The following is a 22,860-nucleotide window of genomic DNA, read 5'->3' as shown; positions in this document are numbered from 1 at the left end:
GTCATGCTTGCGGACAGGCCCGCCAATCCCCCACTATGTCCGGATGACCAAAGAAACGCCGTGCGTCGCCGTCTGCATGATCGATCCCAAGACCAAGCTTTGCTTCGGCTGCGGCCGGACCTTGCCGGAGATCGCGCGCTGGCACGCCATGGAGAGTACCGAACGGCTCGCGCTGATGGCGCTGCTGCCCACGCGCATGGCGGAAGCCGGCTTGCAGCAGATCGCGGGATCGTCGAAACGGGCCTGACCGGCCAGCGCGCCATCGGAGGCGCGCGATGACCCGCTTCCTGCTCGTTCTCATCATGCTCGCCGCCACGGCCGGCGCCGTGGTCGCCTATGGTGATCCCGACCAGATCGCACGCGCAAGCCACAAGGTCTCGCACATTTTTCGCGCGCAGACGGCCGCGCCTGCCCCCGCCGTGCAGATCCAGCGCGGCCAGGGCGGCGAGTTCGCACTGCGCGCCAAGATCAATGGCGTCGCAGCACCCATGGTGATCGATACCGGCGCCACCTCCGTGGTGCTGACCTGGGAAACCGCGAAGGCGATCGGGCTGCCGCTCGAGATGCTAGAATATGACGTCGACCTCGAAACCGCCGGCGGCCACACCAAGGCGGCGCGACTGACGCTCGACCGGCTCGCCGTCGGCCATCTCGTCGAGAAATCCGTGCCGGCCCTCGTCGTGCCGCGCGGGCTGATGAAGACCAACCTGCTCGGCATGAGCTTCCTCGATCGCCTGGAGAGCTGGGGCGTGCGGTCCGACACGCTGATGCTGACCGGCTATCCGGAGCTCCAGAGCAGCCACCGCCGTTCGCGCACGGCTGTCGACTAAGGGCGGCGCTCTCCGTCCGCGCACGGTCACTTCGGCAAATTGGTCATCCGTCCACCGAACGATCCCGGCTGTGGCATTTCCGCCATTTACAAACCGCCCAGTCGGTTTATAAGAGACGTATTCCCGGATCGGGGTTGGACGAGCGCCGCTTCTCGCGTGACGGAGGCGGCCAAGTGGGAGATTGAGAGTGATGACTGCAAGAGCCGCCTTACGTCGCGCAATGCGCGCCCTGCCCTTTGTCGCGGCGTTCGCCGCAAGCAGCGCGAGCGCGGCCGATCTGTCGCCGCGTTACGCCGCACCGGCCTACACGGCGCCGCAGACTGTCTATTCCTGGACCGGTCTCTATGCCGGTCTCAATGCCGGCTACGCCGAGAGCGGCGACAACGCCTTCAACAATCTCGTCGGGGTGAGCGGCGGAAAGGTCAAGGGCGCGTTCGGCGGCGTGCAGATCGGCTACAACTACCAGCTCTCGCCGATGTTCGTGGTCGGCATCGAGAACGATTTCGAAGGTGGAGACATCAAGAACCGCGACGCAATCAACAGCGCCGCGGTCAGCCTGCCCTGGTACATGACCGGCCGCGCCCGTGCCGGCATCGCGACGATGGATTCGCGGCTGCTGTTCTTCGGGACCGCAGGTCTTGCCACCGGCGAATTGAAGGACGGCCCGATCAACAAGATGAAGATGGGCTGGACCGCGGGCGGCGGCGTGGAATGGGCGTTCCTGCCAAAATGGTCGGCCAAGGCCGAGTATCTCTACACCGAATTCAAGCATAACGACCTGCCGGACTGGAACGCTGCGAAATTCCACAGCTTCCGCGTCGGCGTGAACTATCATTTCGACCTGTTCCGCTGAGCGTGATCAAGAGAGAGCCGGATTCTGCGATCCGGCTCTTTCTCGCGGCTAGGCCGCCTCCGCCGGCGCGCGTGCACCAACACGCGCGATCGCATCACGCAAGACGTCGACGCCGGCGCCTGGCTTCACACCGTGCTCAGCGAGATGGCGGCGGAAGGCACGCGCGCCGGGCACGGCGTGGAACGCACCGACGAAGTGGCGCGTGATGGCATGCAGCCGCGTGCCGCGCGCGAGCTGCGCCTCGATATAGGGGATCATCGCCTCGAACGCGTCCTGCATGGTCGCGTGCGGCGCCGCCTCACCGAACATCTCGGGATCGACCGAGATTAGCCGCCACGGCTCCTGATAGGCGGCGCGGCCGAGCATCACACCATCGACATGCGCGAGATGCGCCTTCGCTTCCTCGATGCCCGGAACGCCGCCATTGATGATGACAGGCACATTCGGCATCGCGCGCTTGAGCCGATAGACGCGGTCGTAATCGAGCGGCGGGATGTCGCGATTCTCTTTCGGCGACAGACCGTTCAGCCAAGCCTTCCGGGCGTGCACGATCAGCGCGTCGCAGCCTGCAGCGACCACCGCGCGCGCCAACGTATCGAGCGCGACTTCGGGATCCTGGTCGTCGATGCCAATGCGGCATTTCACCGTGACGGGAATTGAGACTGCGCGCTTCATCGCCGCGACACACCGCGCGACGAGCTCCGGCTCCGCCATCAGACAGGCGCCGAAGCGTCCATCCTTCACGCGATCGGACGGGCAGCCGACATTGAGATTGATCTCGTCATAGCCAAACCCCTCGCCGATCCGCGCGGCTTCAGCGAGATCGCGCGGATCCGAGCCGCCAAGCTGTAGCGCCACCGGATGCTCGGTCGCGTCGAAGCCGAGCAGCCGCTCGCGGTCGCCGTGAATGATGGCGCCGGTGGTCAACATCTCCGTATAGAGCAACCCCCGCCGTGTCAGATGTCGGTGGAACACCCGGCAATGCCGGTCGGTCCAATCCATCATCGGGGCACAAGAAAATTTCCAGCGTAAGTTGTTCATATTGCTAAGCTATTCTAGTCGCGATCAGTCCTGCATGTTATTGGACCGACTGAGAAATTCGGTTCGACCACGTTTCCGGAACGTGGTCCTTCTAGGCTCATCTGGGCCTAAATTGGAAGCGGAATTCGCGAGTTCGGATTCTCAGTGCACACGTCGCGCACATGAAAAGCCGCGTGCACACGCGGATCGCTAGATTGGCGTCGGAAATACAATGATATCTAAAGCTGCATCAGACTGGCGTTATACTCAGTTTGCCGATTGAGTATAAATTGGGCGAGCATGGCCGAGTTACCGCGCCCATGGAGGAAGCGCTTCATCGCCCCTAGCGCTTGCGACAGTGAGCAGGACGTCGGCCAGGGCTCGCCACACTCCCCGCTTGACCAGCAATGGAATGAGAACTTTCGACAGCTGATCTCAGTAACCAAGGGCGATGCCATCCCGTCGGGGATCAGCCCCACCTCTGAGAAGGCCACGTTTACGGTCGATCCATATCGCCTGGGCAGTTCCGAGTGGATTTGACGCTCGCGTAGGAAGATGCCCCAACGCACGAAGCCCCTCGACGATCTTAGCCGGAACAGTCGCTTCGACGTCCAGCACGTCGCCGCGTGCGAAGATACGCGGTTGATCGATCGCTTCTTGCACTGACATTCTGTGATCAAGAAGGTTCGACAGCACCTGAATCTGTCCAATCGGCTGGAAATGCCCCCCTGTCACACCGAACGACAGCACGCATTCGCCGCCTCGCGTCAGCATCGCAGGCAGGATGGTGTGCATTGGCCGCTTGCCACCAGCAAGAACGTTGGGATGGCCGGGCTCGAGCACAAAGCCGAAGCCGCGGTTGTGCAGCAGGACCCCACATTCGGGTGCCACGATGCCGCTGCCGAAATCGTCAAAGATCGAGTTGATAAACGAAACTGCGGTGCGATCTTTGTCAACGACGGACAGGAACACCGTGTCTTTGTGTTCCGGCATGGTGATCGGCGTGACGTCAGTCAGCCGCCCGCTCGGCGATATCCGGCGAGCGAGGATGTCGGCACGAGCTGACGAGGTCATGCGCTCGACCGGCACAGGCCCGGCATCGGGATCGCCGACAAAGGCGTCGCGCTCCGCATAGCCAATGCGGGCGATCTCGGCCAGGAGATGATAGCGCTCCACCGACACGGGAGCAAAGTCCGCGACAATGTAACGGTCGAGCAGACTTGCCATGGCCAGAGCGGCAACGCCTGAGCCATTCGGCGGACACTCCCACAGTTCAAAACCACGGTAGGACGCTGATATCGGCTTCTCGTAACGCGGCCGGAACGCGGCGAAGTCCTCGACGGTGTGAAAACCGCCGAGCGAACGCAGCGCTTTTACAATGCTTTCAGCAATCCATCCCTCGTAAAACACGTCCGCCCCTTGTCTGGCGACATGCCGAAGGGTGCGAGCCAGCATTGGCTGCGCGTGCAAATCGCCAGGAGCCGGCGCTTCGCCGCGGTGAAGAAAGACGGAAGTCGTCGCAGCAAGGCGAGAGAGCTTCGGCATGTGCCTCGCCCAGTCCCTCGCGAGCCGCTCAGCGACGGGATAGCCATTCTCCGCGGCGGCGATCGCAGGTGCGAATAGTCGCGCGAGATCAAGCGTTCCGTGATCTTCTGCCAGGCGAGCCCATGTCCGTACGGCACCTGGAACAGTAACTGTGTGCGCACTCTCGGGGTCGAGTGTCGTCACGCCGGCTTCTGCGAGCCGTTCGACACTCGCCGCTGATGGCGCGGCTCCGGATCCGTTGAGAGCTATGACCGGCTGCCCTTCCCGCTTCAGAAGAACGAAGCAGTCCCCACCCACGCCCGTCTGGGTTGGCTCAACGACAGCAAGCATCGCTCCGGCCGCCACGGCTGCATCTATGGCGTTTCCGCCTTCGCGCAGCACGTCGATGGCAGCCAGCGTGGCTAGCGGGTGCGTGGTCGCGGCCATACCGTTGACGCCGAATGCTTCGGAACGTCCTGGCGACTGGAAATCTCTCATGTCAGTACCAGCACCGTACGTTTCGCAATTTTGCCGATCTCACCTCCCTCGGATCTCAACTCCGATTCGAATGATCTCAGCGCAGCCGCGGGTTAACAAAAAACGCCGGGGCAACAGCCCCGGCAAGTTTGGGAGATAGCGAGTCGAACGCAGCTTCCCAGAAAACTGAGCTTGGGCCCTATCAATACTGCGGTTGACGGCGAGAAACGCGTCTAAATGCTCTCCCATTTTGCAAGAATGTTGCAGGTTGGGGCCGCAAGTCACAAAGCCGCCTTGCGAGATGCCGTTCTGTCACGGAGACGAATGCGGAAACTTTGTCGATGGCGATGGACGATTGATCGAAGCGCGCGACCTATTTAGTCGTTTTTTCCGTGGGCAATTTTAGGCCCATCGACGCTTTCACGCGATCCATGACCACCATCGTCTTGAAATGCTTGACGTTGTGATTCTCGAAAAACAACCGCTTGGTAAGGTCTTCGTAATCTCGCATCGAAGCGATAGTGATCACCAACAAGAAATCCATGTCGCCAGTGATGTAGTAGCATTGCTGGACTTCCGGGGTTGCAATGAATGCCTTCTTCGCAGCCTCGAGTAGATCAAGACGCTCGCTCTCGATGTGCACTTCCACGAGGATCGTGATCGGTAGACCCACGGTCTCCGGATCCAGGATGGCGACGTTGCTTTCGATGACACCGCCCTTCTGAAGCCTGCTGATCCGGCGTTGAACGGCCGCAGCGGACAGATTGACCATGTCTCCGACAGTGCGCTGCGGAGTCGTGTTGTCGCGCTGAAGAATTTCGAGGATTGCTAGATCATATTGATCGAGGTCGTGCACCCCGAGCTTCTTCAGCATCAACGCCTCCATCGTCCAGTAAGCCTCTCAAGCTAAAAGCTTTTTTGAGCCCGCGCGCAATATCTTTTCGACGAGAATCGCGCATCTCGGTCCTCTCGCCGCTCCCCTTTTCGTCGACACCCCCGACCGGAGCTTGCGGCACTCCCCTCGAAATGGTGCTCCGAACTTTTTCAAGTGAACCACCACAATTCGTTCGGCCAACCCCGAGAAATCGAGGGAAGATTGCATTCGGCAGCTTGAATCCGAGCGCACAACTCGGCGACGCCGCAATACTGATCATATCCGAATATGCAATTTCTTGAGGGACAAGAACCGCGACACGGGAGCGGCGACCTGTGCTCGCAGTCGGCGATTTTTCCTTTCCGGAGCTCTGATGTCTAGCGTTGCCCAGCCGGCCACGAGGGAAGATGCGATTGCCGCCGCGCGACGCTATGTCGTTGACGGCGACTTCACGGCCGAGATGGCCCCTCGCATTGCCATCCGTAGCGAAAGCCCTCGAACGGACAGCCGCGACGATCACCTTCACTACTTGAACAAGGAAATGCGTCCGCTCCTGGAGCGGATGGGCTTTTCATGCCGGGTCATCGAGAACCCGGTCGAGCAGCGTCTGCCGGCTATGTATGCCGAGCGGATCGAAGATCCGAGACGCCCCACCATTCTGATCTACGGCCACGGCGACGTTCTGTGGGGCATGAGTGGCGATTGGAAGGACGGCCGCGATCCCTGGATACTGGATGAAGCCGGCGGACGCATCTACGGCCGCGGCACTGCGGACAACAAGGGTCAACACTCGATCAACCTGGCTGCCTTGCGCATCGTGCTGGACAGACGCGGCCGGCTTGGGTTCAACACCAAGGTGCTCATCGAGATGGGCGAAGAGACTGGTTCGCTCGGGCTCGCCGAACTCGCGAGAAACCATCGCGATCTGCTCAAGTCAGACTGTCTTATCGCTTCCGACGGCCCCCGTTTGGCGGCAGGTGCACCGACCCTGTTTCTCGGTGGTCGAGGCAGCGTTGGCTTTCGTCTGACCTGCGAGATCCGCGAAGGAGCATATCATTCCGGAAACTGGGGTGGCCTGCTCGTCAATCCCGGCATCAGGCTTGCCCATGCGATCGCCACCATCACCGATCCGACCGGCCGCATCGCGATCCCGGAATGGATACCGCATCGCATGACGCCCGAGGTCCGCGCAGCCCTGAAAAAAATCGTCCTCGAAACAGGCCCCGATGATCCGGCGATTGACGACAACTGGGGTGAGCCGGGCTTGGCGGGCGCGGAACAAGTCTATGGCTGGTGCAATTTCGAGGTCCTAGCCTTCCTTTGCGGTCGGCCTGATGCCCCCGTCAATGCCGTGCCGGGGACCGCTCAAGCAACATGTCAACTGCGTTACGTCGTTGGCGTCGATCCGGAGAAAGTGCTTCCCGCGTTGCGCGCGCATCTGGATGCGCGAGGGTTCTCCGACGTGAAATTCGAGGAAATCAAGGAAGACTTCTATCTTGCGACCCGGACCAACCTCGACAACGGCTGGGTTCAGTTCGCCCTCTCGTCGATGGAAACGACGCTCGGTCGCGAGGCATCTTTGTTGCCCAACTTTGGTGGATCGCTGCCCAACGAGGTCTTTGCCGAGATCATCGGCATGCCGACCCTCTGGATCCCGCACTCCTATCCTTCCTGCTCCCAGCATGCACCGGACGAGCACATGCTCGTCAGCGTGGCGGAGGAAGGAATGCAAATCATGACGGGCCTGTTCTGGGATCTCGGAGAGGCGGCAATCCGAGACGGGCAACCAGTCGCATCGGCGGCGGCCTGACTGTAGCCGCTCCTCGCTCGGCTTTCGTAGAAGAACGGTGATGCCATTAGGCGCACCCAAGAAAATCAAACGCATCGCATTCGACAGGGAAGGAACGACCATGGTGACTTTTGGATACGCCATCACGCGCGCAGGCAGGCCGCACTCAAAACTGGCGGTCGCGCTCGGCGCGGCGGCGTTGGTAGCAGCGATGGCAATCGCTCCACTTGGCGCCCAAGCGCAAACCCAGAGCGGTCAGAGTACCTCCGCCTCAGACAAGGTCGACACACTTGGAGCCATCAAGGCCCGCGGATATTTCATCTGCGGCGTCGCAGGCGATCGACCCGGCTTCAGCTTCCCGGACAGCAAAGGTGTGATGCAAGGGCTGGATGCGGACATCTGCCGCTCGGTCGCAGCCGCGATCTTCGGTGATCCGGAAAAGATCCGCTTCACCTCCCTCACCAGCTTGACGCGCTTTCCCGCTCTCCAATCCGGCGAAGTCGACATGTTGGCTCGCTTCACCACGTGGACGCTCACTCGCGAAGCCAGCTTGGGTCTCGACGTCGCCTCGGTCTATTTCTATGACGGCCAGGGGTTCTTGGTGAAGAAAAGCCTGGGCGTAAAGAGCGCGCTGGAGCTCGATGGCGCTACCGTCTGCGTGACGCAGGGCTCGACAAGCGAAGCCAACATGGTCGACTTCTTCCGGACCCACAATCTCGCACTGAAGCCCATCGTCATCGAAAAGGTCGAACAGGTCCGCGATGCGTTGGCAAACAACCGATGTGACGCCTATACGAACGATTCCTCGCTACTCGGCTCCCTGAAACTTTCGATGGGCCCAGCCGGCGACGAATACATTCTTCTTCCCGACATCATATCAAAGGAACCGCTCGGAACTTTCGTCCGCAAGGGCGACCAACGGTTCTTTGACATCGTTCGCTGGACTTACATCGCCATGCTGACCGCCGAGGAAAGCGGCATCGCCAAAACCAATATCGACACCTTCCGGAAGACACGAGACCCACAGAATCAGCGTTTCGTGGGCGAGACCGGCGATCTAGGCGCCGCTCTTGGGCTGGATGCACAATGGGCCGTTAATGTCGTCAAGGCCGTCGGCAATACCGCCGAGCTGTGGGACCGCACCATCGCCAGCCTGGGTATTCAGCGCGGCGCAAACCGCCTCGCGAAGGATGGTGGCATTCAATACGCTCCTCCGATGCGTTGATGCAGGCCCGAGAAGACGGTCTTCCGGGTCCTCTCGCCTTGCGATCCGGAAATGCACCCCTATTCCAACCCACTCATGGAAGTTCGTGGCAGAGCGACATGACGACACTCAACGACGGCATACAAACGCACACTCGTCGAGCAACAATGCTGGGCTCACTTGTTTCGAACGTCGCCGTTCGTAGATTCGTTTGGCAAGCGCTCGCTGCGCTCGCCTTGTTTGGAGCTGTCTTCTGGCTTGCCGGCAATCTCCACCACAATCTTGCAGCGCGCAACATCTCATCAGGATTCGGCTTCCTTACTCGCGAAGCGGGTTTGCCTATTGCCGAACACTTGATCGCTTACACGCCGGCAGACAGCTATTTCCGCGCGCTTCTCGTAGGGACCCTGAATACGCTGTCGGTCGCGTTCTGGAGCATCATCCTTGCGACCATTCTCGGCACCGCAATCGGCGTCGCACGCACTTCGAAGAACTGGCTGCTCGCCAAGCTTTCTTCCATTTACGTCGATCTATTCCGGGACGTCCCGCTCCTGCTCCAGCTCTTTCTTTGGTACACCATCCTCCAGAAGCTGCCGCCCGTCCGGCAGGCTCTAAATCCCGTCGCCGGCGTTTTTCTGTCGAATCGCGGATTAAGCTTTCCCGTCGTGGATTGGCAAGCCGCGCATGGTTGGACACTGTTCGCCTTTGTTCTCGGCCTTCTGGCAACGACGCTGTACGCAAAGAGAACGTCCCGCAAGCAACTGGATGATGGCCGCGCAAGGTCGTTCTGGCCGGTAGCCATCACCCTTCTGGTCGCCATCCCGCTCGTCGTCGGATTCTCGCTCGGCGCATCTGTGACTCTCGATATGCCTCAGCCGAAAGGCTTCAATATTCGCGGCGGCGCGACGGTTTCCCCCGAATTCTTCGCGCTTCTCGTCGGTCTCGTCGTTTACAACGCCGCGTTCATTGCAGAAATCGTCCGATCGGGACTGGAATCGGTAGGCCGCGGGCAGCACGAAGCGGCTCGCGCCCTCGGGCTCCATCCGAAAAACATTCTGACTTGGATCGTATTTCCGCAGGCCTTGCGCGTTATTGTGCCTCCGTTGACCAGCCAATATCTCAATGTGACCAAAGGCTCCTCCCTCGCCGTCGCGATCGGCTACCAGGACATTGTGTCCGTCGCGACAACCTCGATGAATCAGACAGGCCAGTCTATCGAGCTCGTGGGCGTCATCATGGGCGTCTATTTAACGATCAGTCTTTCTATCAGTCTTCTGATGAACATCTACAACGCCCGTGTGGCGTTGGTGGAGCGCTGACCATGGTTGCTTTGGTTGAACACATCGTCAATCCGACGCTCATTGAAGCGCGCGAACGCCCGGAATTGATCGGTGGCGGCTTCTTCGCTTGGGCACGGGAGAACCTCTTCTACTCGTGGCTTTCCTCGCTCACGACACTGGTCTTGCTGGTGGCCATGGCGAAGTTCGGAATCTCGCTGTTCCAATGGGCTTTTCTTGACGCCGTGTGGAGTGTTCCAGCCGGTCCACAGGGCCCCATTACCGATAGCTGTAGAGCGCTGGGAAGCGGAGCTTGCTGGGCAGTAATCCGGGAGAAGTACCGCTTCATCCTGTTCGGTACATACCCCTTCGAGGAGCATTGGCGGCCGGCGATCGTCATTGCCCTTTTCGTTGGATTGTTTGTCGTGTCTGCGATGAAGCGATTCTGGCGCATCGAACTCGCAGCACTGTGGGGCCTCACCCTCCTCCTGATAGGACTGCTCATGTGGGGCGGCGTATTCGGGCTCACATTCGTCTCCCAGGCGAACTGGGGCGGCCTGGCGCTTACGCTTATCATTGCGACCATCGGAGTCGCGATCGCGTTTCCGTTGTCAGTCTTCGTAGCCCTTGGCCGACGCTCGGATCTCCCGTTCATCAAGTGGCTATGCGTGGCCTACGTCGAAGTCATTCGCGGCGTCCCTCTGATCACCCTTCTTTTCATGGCAAGTGTCATGTTTCCGCTGTTGATGCCCGAAGGCGTCAATCTCGACAAACTTGTGCGAGCCCAGATCGCCATCATCCTCTTCTTCGCTGCGTATCTGGCGGAAGTCGTGCGCGGCGGCCTGCAAGCGCTTCCGAAAGGGCAGTACGAGGCCGCGTATGTATTGGGGCTTTCCTATTGGCAGAGTTCAAGGCGGATTGTGCTTCCGCAAGCCTTGCGGACAGTCATTCCGCCGCTCGTCAACAACTTCATCGGCTTTTTCAAGGACACCTCTCTGGTCCTGATCATCGGCCTATACGACCTTCTGCACTCGGCACAGGTCGCCGTTGCCGAACCAGCCTGGCAGGGATTTGGCGTGGAGACCTACATCTTTGCCGGCCTGATCTACTTTGTCTTCTGCTTTGCAATGTCGCGATACAGCCAATGGCTGGAATTCGGCCTCAGCATGCAAAGACACCGCTGATCATTGATCACCCAAAAGGCATCTTGATCGTCATCCACGCGCAAGAGCCAGATACGAGGAAAGGGACTTCAAGTGATCCAACCAGTGATCGCCGAAACTGACCCGACAACGAAGGCAACTGCCGTTTCGATACAGAAGGTCAACAAGTGGTACGGCAGCTTGCACGTACTTCGCGACGTCGATCTCGATGTGGCGGCCGGCCAACGAGTCGTGATCTGCGGGCCTTCAGGCTCGGGGAAGTCCACGCTTATCCGCTGTATCAACAATCTTGAGGAACATCAGCAGGGCACGATTGTCGTGGACGGCATACAGGTCGACCACAACATCGCCCATCTGGATGCCGTTCGCCGGGAGGTCGGGATGGTGTTCCAAAGCTTCAATTTATTCCCGCATCTGACCGTTCTCGAAAACTGCACGATCGCACCTATGCTCGTGCGCGGCGTCGCTCGTGCAGACGCCGATGCGCAAGCTAGAGCCTACCTGGAGCGCGTCCGCATTCCCGATCAAGCCAATAAGTTCCCGGGACAACTTTCGGGCGGACAGCAACAGCGCGTCGCCATCGCCCGCGCCCTATGCATGAAGCCCAAGATCATGCTGTTCGACGAACCAACGTCGGCTCTCGATCCGGAGATGGTCAAAGAGGTGCTCGATACGATGGTTTCGCTCGCCAGGGATGGCATGACGATGATTTGCGTCACCCATGAAATGGGATTTGCTCGCGAAGTAGCCGATCGCGTCGTGTTCATGGACCACGGCCAGATCGTCGAATCCGGAAGTCCGCAGGCGGTGTTTGGCCAACCAAAGAGCGATCGGCTCAAGCTATTCTTAGGTCAAGTTCTTAGACAACACTGATCTTCCGATGTGCCAACTCGGGAAATTCCGAGCCGATGGATCGATTGACAGAGCGGGAGGCTGCGGTTCGCCGAGGGGCTGGTCCCGGTGCAATGACTCCTGCGATTGACGCAACTCGCCCGATCGAAAGACGTCCCGTCGCCCAGCCAGCACAGATCCCGTCCGAAGATGAAGAGACCGGGAAAGATCAACGCGAGCAACCACACTGCCTTCTAAGGAGGACTGCACCCATGAGACATTCGGATTTGTACTGTTCGACGCTCGCGAAACGCCACGACGTGTTGCGCCGTGCCCTGCGTACGACGATCTGCGCAGCAGCGTTCGCGATCGCGCCGTTGGCCGCTCAAGCTCAGGCACAGAACGCCCCCGCAGCGGCCAGTACGGTAGACACGCTCGGTGCCATCAGGGCCCGCGGATATCTGATCTGTGGCATCTCGGGGGACAAGCCCGGCTTTAGTTTCGCCGACAGCAAGGGCGTCATGCAGGGGCTCGATGTTGATCTCTGCCGTTCCGTCGCAGCTGCAATCTTCGGCGATCCCGCGAAGGCGCGCTTCACTTCTTTGACTAGTCTTACACGCTTCCCCGCACTGCAGTCTGGCGAAGTCGACCTCATTGCGCGATATACGACCTGGACTCTCACCCGTGAGGCCAGTCTCGGTCTGGAGGTCGCTGCAGTCTACTTCTATGATGGCCAAGGTTTTCTCGTAAAGAAAAGCATTGGCGCAAAAAGCGCGCTGGATCTCAACGGCGCATCCGTCTGTGTGGAGCCTGGCTCGACCGGCGAGGTGAACCTCGTCGACTATTTTCGAGCCAACAAGCTTGAACTAAAACCTGTTGTCATTGAGAAGCTAGAACAGATCCGCGACGCGCTGATGAGCGACCGCTGCGACGCCTACACGAATGACAGTGCGCAACTGGGTTCGTTCAAGGCGACGCTGGGTCCCGCGGGCGACAACTATGTCGTGCTCCCCGAAATCATCTCGAAAGAGCCTCTCGGAATCTTCGTCCGCAAAGGTGACCAACGCTTTTTCGACATCGTCCGATGGACGCATGCCGCGCTGCTCACCGCCGAGGAGTTCGGCATTACCCAATCAAATATAGAAACGTTCCGTAAGAGCGCCAATCCCCAAATTCAGCGTTTCATGGGCGAGACGAACGATCTCGGTGCGACTTTGGGCTTGGACACCCAGTGGGCTGTGAACGCAGTTAAGGCGGTCGGCAACTTCGCCGAGATCTGGGATCGCAATATTGTACCACTGGGCATTCCCCGCGGCATCAACCGCCTCGTGAAAGACGGCGGCGCGCAATACGCCCCGCCGATGCGTTGATCTCAACGAGATACATTTCACGATGATCACTTTCCGGGTGGATCTCCACCCGGAATACCTCTCGGCGGTGATCCAACGCAGGTCTCAACACGTATGCACGCACATTCCAAGGAGGCAAGCCAATGACCGACTTCGCGACGCTGGACCGCGAAATGACGGAGTGGAGACGGGATCTCCACCGGCATCCAGAATTCGGGTTCGAGGAGCGCCGCACTGCAGCTTTCGTGGCAGCAAAGCTCCGCGAATTTGGTTTAGACGACGTTACTGAGGGGGTCGGCGGTACGGGAGTGGTTGGCACGCTGAGGCGCGGAACGGGCAATCGCTGCATCGCGCTGCGCGCCGACATGGACGCACTACGCATCTCTGAGCAAGGAGAGATTGGCCATCGGTCACTCAATCCCGGTGTTATGCACGCGTGCGGTCATGATGGTCATACCGCGATGCTTCTTGGGGCCGCCAAGCTTCTGTCCGAAGAAGGTGGGTTCGATGGCACCGTGCGTTTTGTCTTCCAACCCGCCGAGGAATGGGGTCGAGGGGCACTCGCGATGCTCGACAACGGTTTGATGGAACGGTTTCCGTTTGAGGAAATTTATGGCCTCCATAATATGCCAGGTCTTGCGGTCGGCCACGTGCAAACCCGTGTTGGGCCCATCATGTCGGCAGAGGACAACTTCGAAATTGTACTGAAGGGCATCGGCAGCCACGCCGCCCGTCCTCATCATGGCAAGGAGACCCTTGTGGCCGCGTGCGCGACCGTCATGAATATTCAGTCGATAGTGTCGCGGCGGCTGAGCCCGACCGATATCGGTGTTGTCTCGGTGACCGAGCTCATTACCGACGGTACCCGGAACGTGCTGCCAGGACTAGCACGAATCCTGGGCGATGCACGCAGCTTCCGCCCCGAAGTCAGCGCGGAGATCGAGGCCCAGATGCGTGCGATTGCTGAAGGAACCGCCCGCACCTACAATCTTTCCGTCGAGGTTACATATACGCGCGAGTTTGTGCCGCTCCTGAACGACCCTGCCCTCGTCGAGGAAGCGTTTGCCGCTGCACATACCGTCGCTCCGCCAGAGAATGTCGCGACCGCACATGAACCTATGACTGGATCGGAGGACTTCGCACGGTTTCTGGCGCACGTGCCGGGCTGCTTTCTGTTTATAGGCAATGGCACGAGCTCTGCTCCCTTGCACAACCCAAGCTACGACTTCAACGACGAGGCGCTTGTTACCGGCACCAAGCTCCATGTCGCAATCACGCGGCGTCGACTACCAGAGGCATGACGAACGATCAGATCTGACGATCAAAACGGGTCGCAGCAGCTGACAAACCAGCCTGAAGGCGGCCTCATGGAAGGTGGAAGGGTGGCAATGACTATCGCGATTGACGCAGCTCGCCTGATCGAGCGTATCAAAGAACTGGGCGGGATCGGCCGAGACGAAGCCGGTCGCCTCTGCCGTCTTGCCGGCACCGATGCCGACCGCGAGGGGCGAGACCTTCTTTGTGAATGGTTGCAGCAGGCGGGCTTGCGGATCGAAGTCGACCGCATTGGTAACATCTATGGCATCTGGGAGCCGGAAGATGCTTCAGGTGAGCCGGTCGTAATGGGATCCCATATCGATACGGTCATCGATGCCGGCATCTACGATGGCTGCTTTGGCGTGCTGGCGGGATTGGCAGTGATCGAAGCAATGCAGCAAGCGAGCCTTCGACCGGCCCGGCCTCTCGCCGTAGTCGCCTACACCAATGAAGAGGGCGTGCGCTTCGCTCCCGACATGATGGGCAGCCTCGTCGCGGCCGGAGGACTTGCTACCGACGATGCTCTTGCTGCCATCGGGACCGACGGAACCACCCTTGGTGCGGAGCTTGCTCGTATCGGCTACGCCGGATCCCGAGAACCGGGATTCCTGCGCCCCCATGCTTACGTCGAACTTCACATAGAACAAGGCCCTGTCTTGGAAGCCGAAGGCCTGCCTATCGGTGCTGTCGAAAACCTCCAGGGCATTTCGTGGCAGAGGGTGTCAATAGCGGGCACGGCAAACCACGCAGGAACCACGCCCATGGTGATGCGTCGCGATGCAGGTGTTGCAGCGGGACGAGTTATCGCCTTCCTTGATGACCTGGCGCGAAGAACGCAGGACGCCGTGGCGACGGTCGGCACCATCCGGTTCGAACCGAACGCGATCAATGTGATTCCTTCAGCCGCTGTCTTCACTGTCGACTTGAGGAATCCTGACGAGGATCGGCTGAGATCTCAGGAGGCGGCGCTTCAGAGGTTCTTGGACGGACTTGTCGTCGAAGGCTATGAGGTAAAGATCGAGCGTTTGGCTCGCTTTAAGCCGGTGATATTCGCGCCTGAAATTGTGAGCGCCGTTGAGGAGTCCGCTGGCCAGCGGCAGCTGCTCTGCCGGCGAATGACGTCAGGTGCAGGTCATGACGCGCAAATGATCGCGCGCGTTGCCCCGGCGGCAATGATATTCGTGCCGTCAAAGGGCGGGATTAGTCATAACCCCGCAGAGTTCACGGCCGATCATGAGCTGATCGCGGGCGCTAACGTCCTTCTCGACGTCGCGAGGAAGCTGAGCCAATGAGAAGTACGGCTCAACGCTTGACCCGACGCACATGTCGAACATCGCCAACGCGAAACGCTCATTTGACGGGGTGAGCGAGAGGGAAATCTGCGATATCCGGGTGAATTTGTAGCGCCGTGATCGCATTGAGGACGGTATCTAAGATGAACTCGCTCAACGGAAGATGACGCCATGTTGCTCCGCAATACTCTCAGTGAATATCGTTCTGCGCTCGATCCTTCCGATGCCGACGCTCTCGGCATTGAGGCGGCTCAAGCGGTGGAGCGCTTTCTTCAACATCGAGAGGGGGCGACCCCGACCCCACTGGTTTCACTTCCGGCTCTTGCGCGTCGCTTGGGTGTCGAGTCCATATACCTCAAGGACGAGGGACATCGTCTTGGTCTCGGCAGCTTCAAAGCGCTCGGAGGAGCTTATGCCGTCATCCAACTTGTCCTCGAGTTGGCGTCGAAACAACTCGGCCGTCCGGTCGACGTTTCCGAGTGGCGCTCACCTGAGGTGGCCGCAGTCGCCGCGGGACTAACGGTGACCTGTGCTACGGACGGCAACCACGGCCGGTCGGTCGCACAAGGCGCCCAACTGGTTGGCGCAAACTGCGTCATCTTTGTCCATGCGGGCGTTAGTGAGGAGCGATGCCGAGCGATCGCCCGCTATGGTGCTCGCATCGAGCGCGTTGAGGGCAACTACGATGATTCCGTTGCGACGGCTTCGAGTGTCGCCAACGAGCGGGGCTGGATCGTGGTTTCCGACACATCGTGGCCTGGTTACGAACGCATCCCGCACCTTGTCATGCAGGGCTATACAGCGCTACTGCGCGAGGCGCTTGCCGCACTACCCAAACCTCCAACTCATGTGTTTATTCAGGCTGGCGTCGGCGGAATTGCCGCAGCGGTTGCCGCACATTTTGCGCTCGTCTTCGGAAATGACAGACCCTTCCTCACTGTGGTGGACCCGGCGCGAGCCGCCTGCCTTTTTGAGAGTGCCAAGGCCGGCCACATCGTGAAGATTCCGCATGACAAGCCGACGGTCATGGCGATGCTCGAATGCTACGAGCCATCCCTCGTTGCCTGGCGAATTCTCGCCCGCGTTGCAGATGCTTTCATGACCGTTGAGGACGACGAGGCGATCGCGACGATGAAGTATCTCGCGCATCCCGTCGACGGCGATCCGGCGATCGTCGCCGGCGAAAGCGGCGGCGTCGGTCTCGCTGGATTGGCAAAGGTGGCGGGTGATCCGGCGCTACGTGCGGAAATCGGACTCGGCCCAGATGCGAGTGTCTTCCTGATTAATACCGAGGGCGCGACTGATCCGGTCCTTTATGGGAGGATCGTGGGCATTCCGCCTGAGGACGTAACAGCAAGCGTTCCGAGGAAGACTTGAGGGGCACCGCAGAGAGCCTGGGTATATTGCCATCGCAGTTCAGTCGGGCCTCGTGTCTTGCTTCGCCCCAGTGGGCGCTGCCAAGCCGCCCGCCCCTCTGGTCCGGCACTTCAACGAATTTACGCGGACCTCACATTACCAAAGAACGACGATCCACCACTTGCTCTTGATGGATTTTTCTTGATCTTCCGGTGCACACACTGTGCACACGCTACCTTCCAACCAATTGAAAAACTTGAACTCTCGCTCCAATCCATCATGGGGGCCACGGAGAACTTTAATCTTTGTAAATTCAACAGCTTGATCTTGATTTTCAGCTCGCGCAGCCCGCGGTACCGCATCCGAGCTATCCCGCTCAGGTCATTGCGATACATTGCCCAAGCATGCACCACTTTCAACAGAAAGAATTTCGCTTCCTGGCGGAAGCTCTCGCGCCGGGCGGCGCGAAACGATCGACTCCGATCGCATGCGCACCGCGCTTGGCCAATTGATAAAGGATGGAACTGCCCATCGCGCCAATACCGACGACAACGAAATCTGCTTGCCCGATCATGGCGTGCTCTCCGGGTTCGAGTCTGGAGTCTTGACCAATGTATGGGCGTCGCGATCCGTGATCGACGGACCCAAAGGGCTCGAATCAAGCGACCTTTTTCAACCGCTTGAATCGCTCGATCCGGAATGGAGCCGGATCGACGCAAGCCGTCGATCCCGTCACCAGGTCGGCCATCAACGCGCCGGCGCCCGGGCCGATACCGAACCCGTGACCGGAGAAACCTGTGGCGAGATAGAAGCCGGGAACGGAACCGACCGGCGCCATGACAGGAACGGCATCCGGCGTAACGTCCATCAAGCCGGCCCACACCTTTGTTATCTTGGCGTCGCCGAACGCCGGGAACGCCTCGCGCAGATGGCGAACGCCGCCTCGAACGAATCGCCACGACGGATCGGGATCGAGAATGCGGACCTGTTCGAACGGCGTAACTTCGTCGCTCTGCCAGCTTCGCGCTATCGACAGCTCGCGAAAAAACTGACCGCTGATGCGAAGTGTCAGCTCGTTCCAGCTCTTGATGAGCGTCGGCGTATAGTCGCAGAACAAGCGAAAGCTATCCGGCGTGATCGGCGCAACATTTGCGTTGCGCTGAGCGACGGTGAACCCGCCGTCCAGACGGCGACGGAAAGCGAAGTTGCCCGCACCAACTGCGAAATCCGGAACGCCGTCGACGGAGGACAGGCGGACGACGCTGCCGAGGATCTTCAGGACCGGAAGATCGATGCCCATGTTGCCAGCAAACAAGCGCGACCAGGCTCCTCCCGCTAGAACCACGGAGGAGCAGCGAATCTCACCGCGCTCGGTCACACAGCCGCTCACCCGGCCGCCTGATCGCTCGACGGAGCGGACCGCGCAATTGGTGAGGATTTGCGCGCCTTTGGCGGCCGCGGCCCGCGCCATCGCCGGGACTGCGATAAAGGGCTCGGCCTTGCCGTCGCTCGGCGTGTGCAACGCGGCGCGGAACGGCTTCGCCGCTCCGGGGATGAGCGTCTTCAGCGCCTCGCCGCTAACGAGGCGGGAATCGAGACCCAACGGGGCGGCATGCTTGAGCCACTCCTCGTACGTCGCGACATCGGCATCGGTGTCGCAGAGGTAGGCGATGCCCGTCTGCCGAAAGCCCGTTTCGCCGGCGATGCGCGCGTTCATGCCACGCCAGAGCCGGAGACTTTCGATGGCAAGCGGCAACTCGGCCGGATCGCGCCCCATCTGACGGACCCAGCCCCAGTTTCGCGACGACTGCTCCGCTCCGATCAAACCCTTTTCACACAAGGCCACGCTGACGCCGCGCTCGGCCAGCGAGAGCGCCGTCGAGACGCCGATGATGCCTCCGCCGATGACGACGACGTCCACCTTCGCGGGTAGCTCCTGCGGCGTGACGACGAGATCGGGAATTATTCTGGACAAATCGTCCTCCTTCAGGCCTTCGTTACCGCATCCTCTTCCGGGCCGACCGGAATAGCGGGCTGCTCCAATTCAGCCTCGCGGACGATCGAGGAAATCGCGCAGGCGATACCAGCCTGCAAACAGCGGCAGGAACCACGGCCTGCCCGCGTAGAAGGGCACGGCGGTGAATGTGTCCCGATCAAAGGCTGACGGCATGTTCTGCTCGCCGAGAATTTTCCGCGCCGTCTGATAGCCGAGATAGGTCATCAGCGCGACGCCGTTGCCGTTGCAGCCGGCTGCGAAGTCCGTGCCGTCGCGGGCCCCAAGATGCGCGAGCTTGTCGACCGTCATCGCCACACGCCCGCTCCACGCATGCGTGATCTTCACGCCCGCAAGTTGCGGCCAGATGGTCAACATGCGCATGTAGAGCCGCTTGGCGGCAAGCTTGTCCGGCATGTCGAAGATGCCCGGGCGCGAACCGAACAGAAGTCGCGTCCCGTCGGGCGACGGCCTTGTATAGATCAGGTCACGACGCGTATCGGACACCATGCGGGCGTGCGGAATCAGCTCGGCCAGCAGATCAGCCGGCAACGGCTCGGTGGCGATCTGATAGCTCTTGACCGGCACGATGCGGCTGGCGAGCCCCGGCGTCGCATCCGCTCCGGTATAGCCGTTGGTGGTTGCGACGACGTGCGCGGCCCGGATGCTGCCCCGCGCGGTCGGCACGATCTTCTCCCCGCCCACTCCGTCCTGCACCATGCCCGCACGCGCATGCGAGCGCAGCACGACGCCGGCGGCGCGCGCCCTGTCGCGCAGCGCCTTGTGATACTTGCCCGGGTGCAGACCGCCATATTGGTCGATCACCATGCCACCATGATAGTAGTCCGAGCCGATTGCGGCCCGCTGATGCGCGCGATCGAGAAAATGCACTGTGACGCCGGTCTTTTCCGCCAGAAGCGCGCCATGCCGCTTCAGGGTTTCGTAGTTGCCCGCCGCGTGAGCGCCGAAAAAACGTCCGGTGAGCGCGAGGCCGGCATCCAGCCTCTCCGTCTCGACCAGCATCTTCAGATAGTCGAAGCTCTCATTGCTTTCGCCGATCAGGCGCGAGAACAGCACGGAGTCGATCCCCTTGATCGCGCCACTCACCACCAGCTTCTGACCGCTCGACACCATGCCGCCCGACCGCGTCGAGGCGCCCTCCCCGATCCGGTCGCCGTCAATGACGACGACCGAGCGCCCGGCGCGCGCCAGATGAGTCGCCGCGTTCAGCCCCGCATAGCCCGAGCCAATGACCACGACATCGGCGCGTTCCGGCAAGGGATCGAGATCGGTTTCCGGTTCGGCAGCCTCCCACCAGTAAGGCGCCTCCTTGAAGTCCTTGGCATAGATATCGTCAAAACGGGGCATGATGGATCGAGCCTTTCCGGCTTGTCTTTCTTTGAACGTGGGACGGCGCGATCAGAGAACCTGACCGAGGAATTCGCGCGTGCGCGGATCTTGCGGATTGTCGAAGAGTTCTGCAGGCGGCGCGCTCTCCACGATCAGGCCATGATCGGTGAAGCAGACACGCTGCGAGACCTCCCGGGCAAACTTCATCTCGTGCGTCACCAGGATGCAGGTAAGACCTTCCTCCACCAGTTCGCGGATGGCGAAGAGCACGTCCTTCACCGTTTCAGGGTCCAGCGCCGCCGTCACCTCGTCGAACAGGATCACCTCCGGCTGCATCGCGAGCGCGCGCGCGATCGCCACGCGCTGCTGCTGCCCGCCGGAAAGTTGCCCCGGAAAGCTGTCGGCCTTCTCGGAGAGCCGCACCTTCTTCAGGAGCTTACGGGCGCGCTCCTCGACTTCGGCGCGGTCGTGTCCGAGCACCTGGATGGGCGCCATCATGATGTTTTGCAGCGCCGTGCGATGCGGAAACAGGTTGTACTGCTGGAACACCATCGCGACCTGATGGCGCAACGCCCGCATCGCCTTGTCGGACTTCAGCTCGTGCACGCGATGCGCACCGACGCGAATAAAGCCTTCGTCGACGGGAAACAGGCCGTTGATGCAGCGCAGGATGGTGGACTTGCCCGATCCGGAGGGACCGATGATGCAGACGGCCTCGCCTTTCTGCACGAACATCGAGATGCCCTTGAGAACCTCGAAGTCGCCGAAGGACTTGCGGACGTTGTCGAGCTCTATCAGCGCTTCGGTGCGGCTCACAGGCTGTCTCCCTTCACGGCACGTTCGAGCCGGCGCGCAATGGCCGCGATCGGATAGCAGTAGGCGATGAACAGGAAGAGGATGGTCAGGTAGAAATAGACGATCACCCGCTCATTCTCCATGGCGAGCAGGGTGTTGAGGATCGTCAGGACGTCTTGGATGCCGGTGACGGTCGCGAGCGCGGTCGCAATCATCAATAGTGCGTAGAGATTCATCCAGCCCGGGATCATGCGCCGCATCGCCTGCGGCATGATCACGTGGCGATAGATCTGGAAAGTGTTGTAGCCGAGCGAACGTGCCGCCTCCCATTGCCCGCTGTGAACGGACTGGACCGCGCCGCGGATGACCTCGGAGAAATTCGCCGCCGTCGGCAAAGCGAGGCCGATCACGGCTTTCACGAATGGCGGGAATGGAATGGTCGCGCCGAAGACGCGTATCTCGAAAGGCAGGAAATAGAGCGTTGCAAAGAGCAGAACGAGCCAGGGTGAATTGCGCAGGAAGTTCACCAGCAGAAGAGACGGGACTCGGATCAATCCGACCCGCGCAAGCGTCCCAAGACCCATGATCGTGCCGAGCGCGGTCGCCAGTGCCATGGAAGCGATCGAGAGGAGAATATTGAGGACAAAGCCGCCGGTGACCGGCCAACCGCTTGCTGAGCCGGTCAGAAGCAGCGGAAGCCGCACCAGCACTCGGGTCCAGTACACCGAGCCGCCCGTCGCGGCATCGACAGCGATCCAGACCGCCACGCCAAGAGCGATCAGCAACTGGACGGCGCGCTTCTTGTCCTCGTAGTGGAGCACGAACCCCGTCATCAAAGCCCCCGTCCATATCCAGGGAAGGCCATGAAAGCCTCGAGCCTCGCCATCGCGAATGTGAGAATTGACACCAGCACCACATAGATGAGGAGCACGAGGATCATGACCTCCAGCGTGCGAAACGTGTCATTGTAGATCTGCCCGGCGTAGTACATCAGCTCCGGCACGGTGATGACGGACGCCTGCGACGTCGTCTTGAAGAGATTGGTCAGGATGTTCGTCAGCCCCGGCAGGCAGATGCGGGTCGCGATTGGCGCCTCGATGCGCCAGAAGCGGGCCCACCGGCCGTACCCGAGTGACCGCGCCGCATCGACGATCGACCGTGGCATGGTTTCGATCCCTGAGCGAAAGGCTTCGATGGCCAGTGCGCCGCCGAACAGACTGAGCGAGATCGCAGCGCAAGCAAAGGCACTGAGCAGCGGCACCGACAGCCCGGTCGACGGATCGGTCACCTTGAGACCGAGGGTCGAGAGCGTGAAATAGGCAAAGAGCATCTGTAGCAGCGGCGGCGTGTTGCGAAACACCTCGACGAACAGCTCAATCAGGGCGTCGAGCCAGAATATCCTCAAGGTGAAGCCGAGAGCTCCGAGCATGCCGATGAGGATGGCAGCGCTCGACGAGAGCGCCGCCAGCTTCAGCGTGTTGACGACACCGATCAGCAGCCATCGCTGGTACGCCGGATCCGCGAGCCAGGAATAATCGAGACCTAACAAGGGCTGCTGCTCCGTGT

The 22,860-nt window shown here is 60.5% G+C and carries 21 protein-coding genes; 12 read left to right on the top strand and 9 right to left on the bottom strand.

Annotated features, from left to right (window positions below; genetic code table 11):
- The first annotated feature begins 43 nt into the window (after positions 1–43).
- The 3 genes from NLM31_RS17820 (at position 44) to NLM31_RS17810 (ending at position 1,683) form a co-directional block, all read left to right on the top strand.
- The gene (locus NLM31_RS17820) at positions 44–247 is read left to right on the top strand and encodes a DUF1289 domain-containing protein (protein WP_254130606.1); all 204 of its coding nucleotides are present in this window, start codon (positions 44–46) and stop codon (positions 245–247) included.
- A gap of 28 nt (positions 248–275) precedes the next feature.
- A complete protein-coding gene (locus tag NLM31_RS17815; protein ID WP_254193080.1) occupies positions 276–830 on the top strand; it encodes a TIGR02281 family clan AA aspartic protease in 555 nt (184 codons plus the stop codon).
- Between the two features lie 190 nt (positions 831–1,020).
- Entirely contained in the window at positions 1,021–1,683 is a 663-nt protein-coding gene (locus NLM31_RS17810) for an outer membrane protein (protein ID WP_254196219.1), read from the top strand.
- 48 nt (positions 1,684–1,731) lie between these two features.
- Here the strand turns inward: NLM31_RS17810 and dusA are convergent, their stop codons facing one another.
- The 3 genes from dusA to NLM31_RS17795 all read right to left on the bottom strand — a co-directional run bounded on the left by dusA (position 1,732) and on the right by NLM31_RS17795 (position 5,578).
- Positions 1,732–2,724: a tRNA dihydrouridine(20/20a) synthase DusA gene (dusA, locus tag NLM31_RS17805; protein WP_256561417.1), complete on the bottom strand. Its 993-nt coding sequence runs from the start codon at positions 2,722–2,724 to the stop codon at positions 1,732–1,734.
- A 414-nt stretch (positions 2,725–3,138) separates the two neighbouring features.
- Positions 3,139–4,674 (bottom strand): gamma-glutamyltransferase, encoded by a 1,536-nt coding sequence (ggt, locus tag NLM31_RS17800; protein WP_254193078.1) that lies wholly within the window; start codon positions 4,672–4,674, stop codon positions 3,139–3,141.
- A 403-nt stretch (positions 4,675–5,077) separates the two neighbouring features.
- Complete coding sequence (locus NLM31_RS17795) at positions 5,078–5,578, bottom strand: Lrp/AsnC family transcriptional regulator (RefSeq protein WP_254130602.1); 501 nt, start codon at positions 5,576–5,578, stop codon at positions 5,078–5,080.
- A gap of 373 nt (positions 5,579–5,951) precedes the next feature.
- On the opposite strand from NLM31_RS17795, the gene NLM31_RS17790 reads away from it, so the two are divergent.
- From NLM31_RS17790 to NLM31_RS17750, 9 genes are all read left to right on the top strand, one after another.
- Positions 5,952–7,388 (top strand): M20 family metallopeptidase, encoded by a 1,437-nt coding sequence (locus tag NLM31_RS17790; RefSeq protein WP_254193077.1) that lies wholly within the window; start codon positions 5,952–5,954, stop codon positions 7,386–7,388.
- A gap of 40 nt (positions 7,389–7,428) precedes the next feature.
- The gene (locus NLM31_RS17785; protein ID WP_254193076.1) at positions 7,429–8,592 is read left to right on the top strand and encodes an amino acid ABC transporter substrate-binding protein; all 1,164 of its coding nucleotides are present in this window, start codon (positions 7,429–7,431) and stop codon (positions 8,590–8,592) included.
- Between the two features lie 98 nt (positions 8,593–8,690).
- Positions 8,691–9,890 (top strand): amino acid ABC transporter permease, encoded by a 1,200-nt coding sequence (locus tag NLM31_RS17780; RefSeq protein ID WP_254193075.1) that lies wholly within the window; start codon positions 8,691–8,693, stop codon positions 9,888–9,890.
- Between the two features lie 2 nt (positions 9,891–9,892).
- On the top strand, positions 9,893–11,032 hold the full coding sequence (locus tag NLM31_RS17775) for an amino acid ABC transporter permease (protein WP_254193074.1): 1,140 nt from the start codon (positions 9,893–9,895) through the stop codon (positions 11,030–11,032).
- A gap of 72 nt (positions 11,033–11,104) precedes the next feature.
- Positions 11,105–11,884 (top strand): amino acid ABC transporter ATP-binding protein, encoded by a 780-nt coding sequence (locus NLM31_RS17770; protein WP_309143694.1) that lies wholly within the window; start codon positions 11,105–11,107, stop codon positions 11,882–11,884.
- A gap of 278 nt (positions 11,885–12,162) precedes the next feature.
- Complete coding sequence (locus tag NLM31_RS17765; protein WP_375167549.1) at positions 12,163–13,212, top strand: amino acid ABC transporter substrate-binding protein; 1,050 nt, start codon at positions 12,163–12,165, stop codon at positions 13,210–13,212.
- A 122-nt stretch (positions 13,213–13,334) separates the two neighbouring features.
- Positions 13,335–14,492: a M20 aminoacylase family protein gene (locus NLM31_RS17760; RefSeq protein WP_254193072.1), complete on the top strand. Its 1,158-nt coding sequence runs from the start codon at positions 13,335–13,337 to the stop codon at positions 14,490–14,492.
- An 87-nt stretch (positions 14,493–14,579) separates the two neighbouring features.
- On the top strand, positions 14,580–15,800 hold the full coding sequence (locus NLM31_RS17755; protein ID WP_254193071.1) for a Zn-dependent hydrolase: 1,221 nt from the start codon (positions 14,580–14,582) through the stop codon (positions 15,798–15,800).
- 171 nt (positions 15,801–15,971) lie between these two features.
- The gene (locus tag NLM31_RS17750; protein ID WP_254193070.1) at positions 15,972–17,177 is read left to right on the top strand and encodes a diaminopropionate ammonia-lyase; all 1,206 of its coding nucleotides are present in this window, start codon (positions 15,972–15,974) and stop codon (positions 17,175–17,177) included.
- A 394-nt stretch (positions 17,178–17,571) separates the two neighbouring features.
- Here the strand turns inward: NLM31_RS17750 and NLM31_RS17745 are convergent, their stop codons facing one another.
- The 6 genes from NLM31_RS17745 to NLM31_RS17720 form a co-directional block, all read right to left on the bottom strand.
- The gene (locus NLM31_RS17745) at positions 17,572–17,730 is read right to left on the bottom strand and encodes an FAD-dependent oxidoreductase (RefSeq protein WP_309143693.1); all 159 of its coding nucleotides are present in this window, start codon (positions 17,728–17,730) and stop codon (positions 17,572–17,574) included.
- 84 nt (positions 17,731–17,814) lie between these two features.
- Positions 17,815–19,131, bottom strand: a complete 1,317-nt coding sequence (locus NLM31_RS17740; protein ID WP_254193069.1) for an FAD-binding oxidoreductase — start codon at positions 19,129–19,131, stop codon at positions 17,815–17,817.
- A gap of 69 nt (positions 19,132–19,200) precedes the next feature.
- Positions 19,201–20,517, bottom strand: a complete 1,317-nt coding sequence (locus tag NLM31_RS17735; protein WP_254193068.1) for an FAD-binding oxidoreductase — start codon at positions 20,515–20,517, stop codon at positions 19,201–19,203.
- A gap of 51 nt (positions 20,518–20,568) precedes the next feature.
- A complete protein-coding gene (locus NLM31_RS17730) occupies positions 20,569–21,315 on the bottom strand; it encodes an amino acid ABC transporter ATP-binding protein (RefSeq protein WP_309143692.1) in 747 nt (248 codons plus the stop codon).
- Complete coding sequence (locus tag NLM31_RS17725; RefSeq protein ID WP_254193067.1) at positions 21,312–22,127, bottom strand: amino acid ABC transporter permease; 816 nt, start codon at positions 22,125–22,127, stop codon at positions 21,312–21,314. Before NLM31_RS17725 ends, NLM31_RS17730 begins: the two co-directional genes overlap by 4 nt.
- On the bottom strand, positions 22,127–22,843 hold the full coding sequence (locus tag NLM31_RS17720; protein ID WP_254130589.1) for an amino acid ABC transporter permease: 717 nt from the start codon (positions 22,841–22,843) through the stop codon (positions 22,127–22,129). The genes NLM31_RS17725 and NLM31_RS17720 overlap by 1 nt, the downstream gene beginning before the upstream one ends.
- Positions 22,844–22,860: the final 17 nt, after the last annotated feature.

The organism is Bradyrhizobium sp. CCGUVB4N, assembly GCF_024199945.1.
GTDB lineage: Bacteria > Pseudomonadota > Alphaproteobacteria > Rhizobiales > Xanthobacteraceae > Bradyrhizobium.
This window is presented reverse-complemented; position numbering and strand designations above follow the sequence as displayed.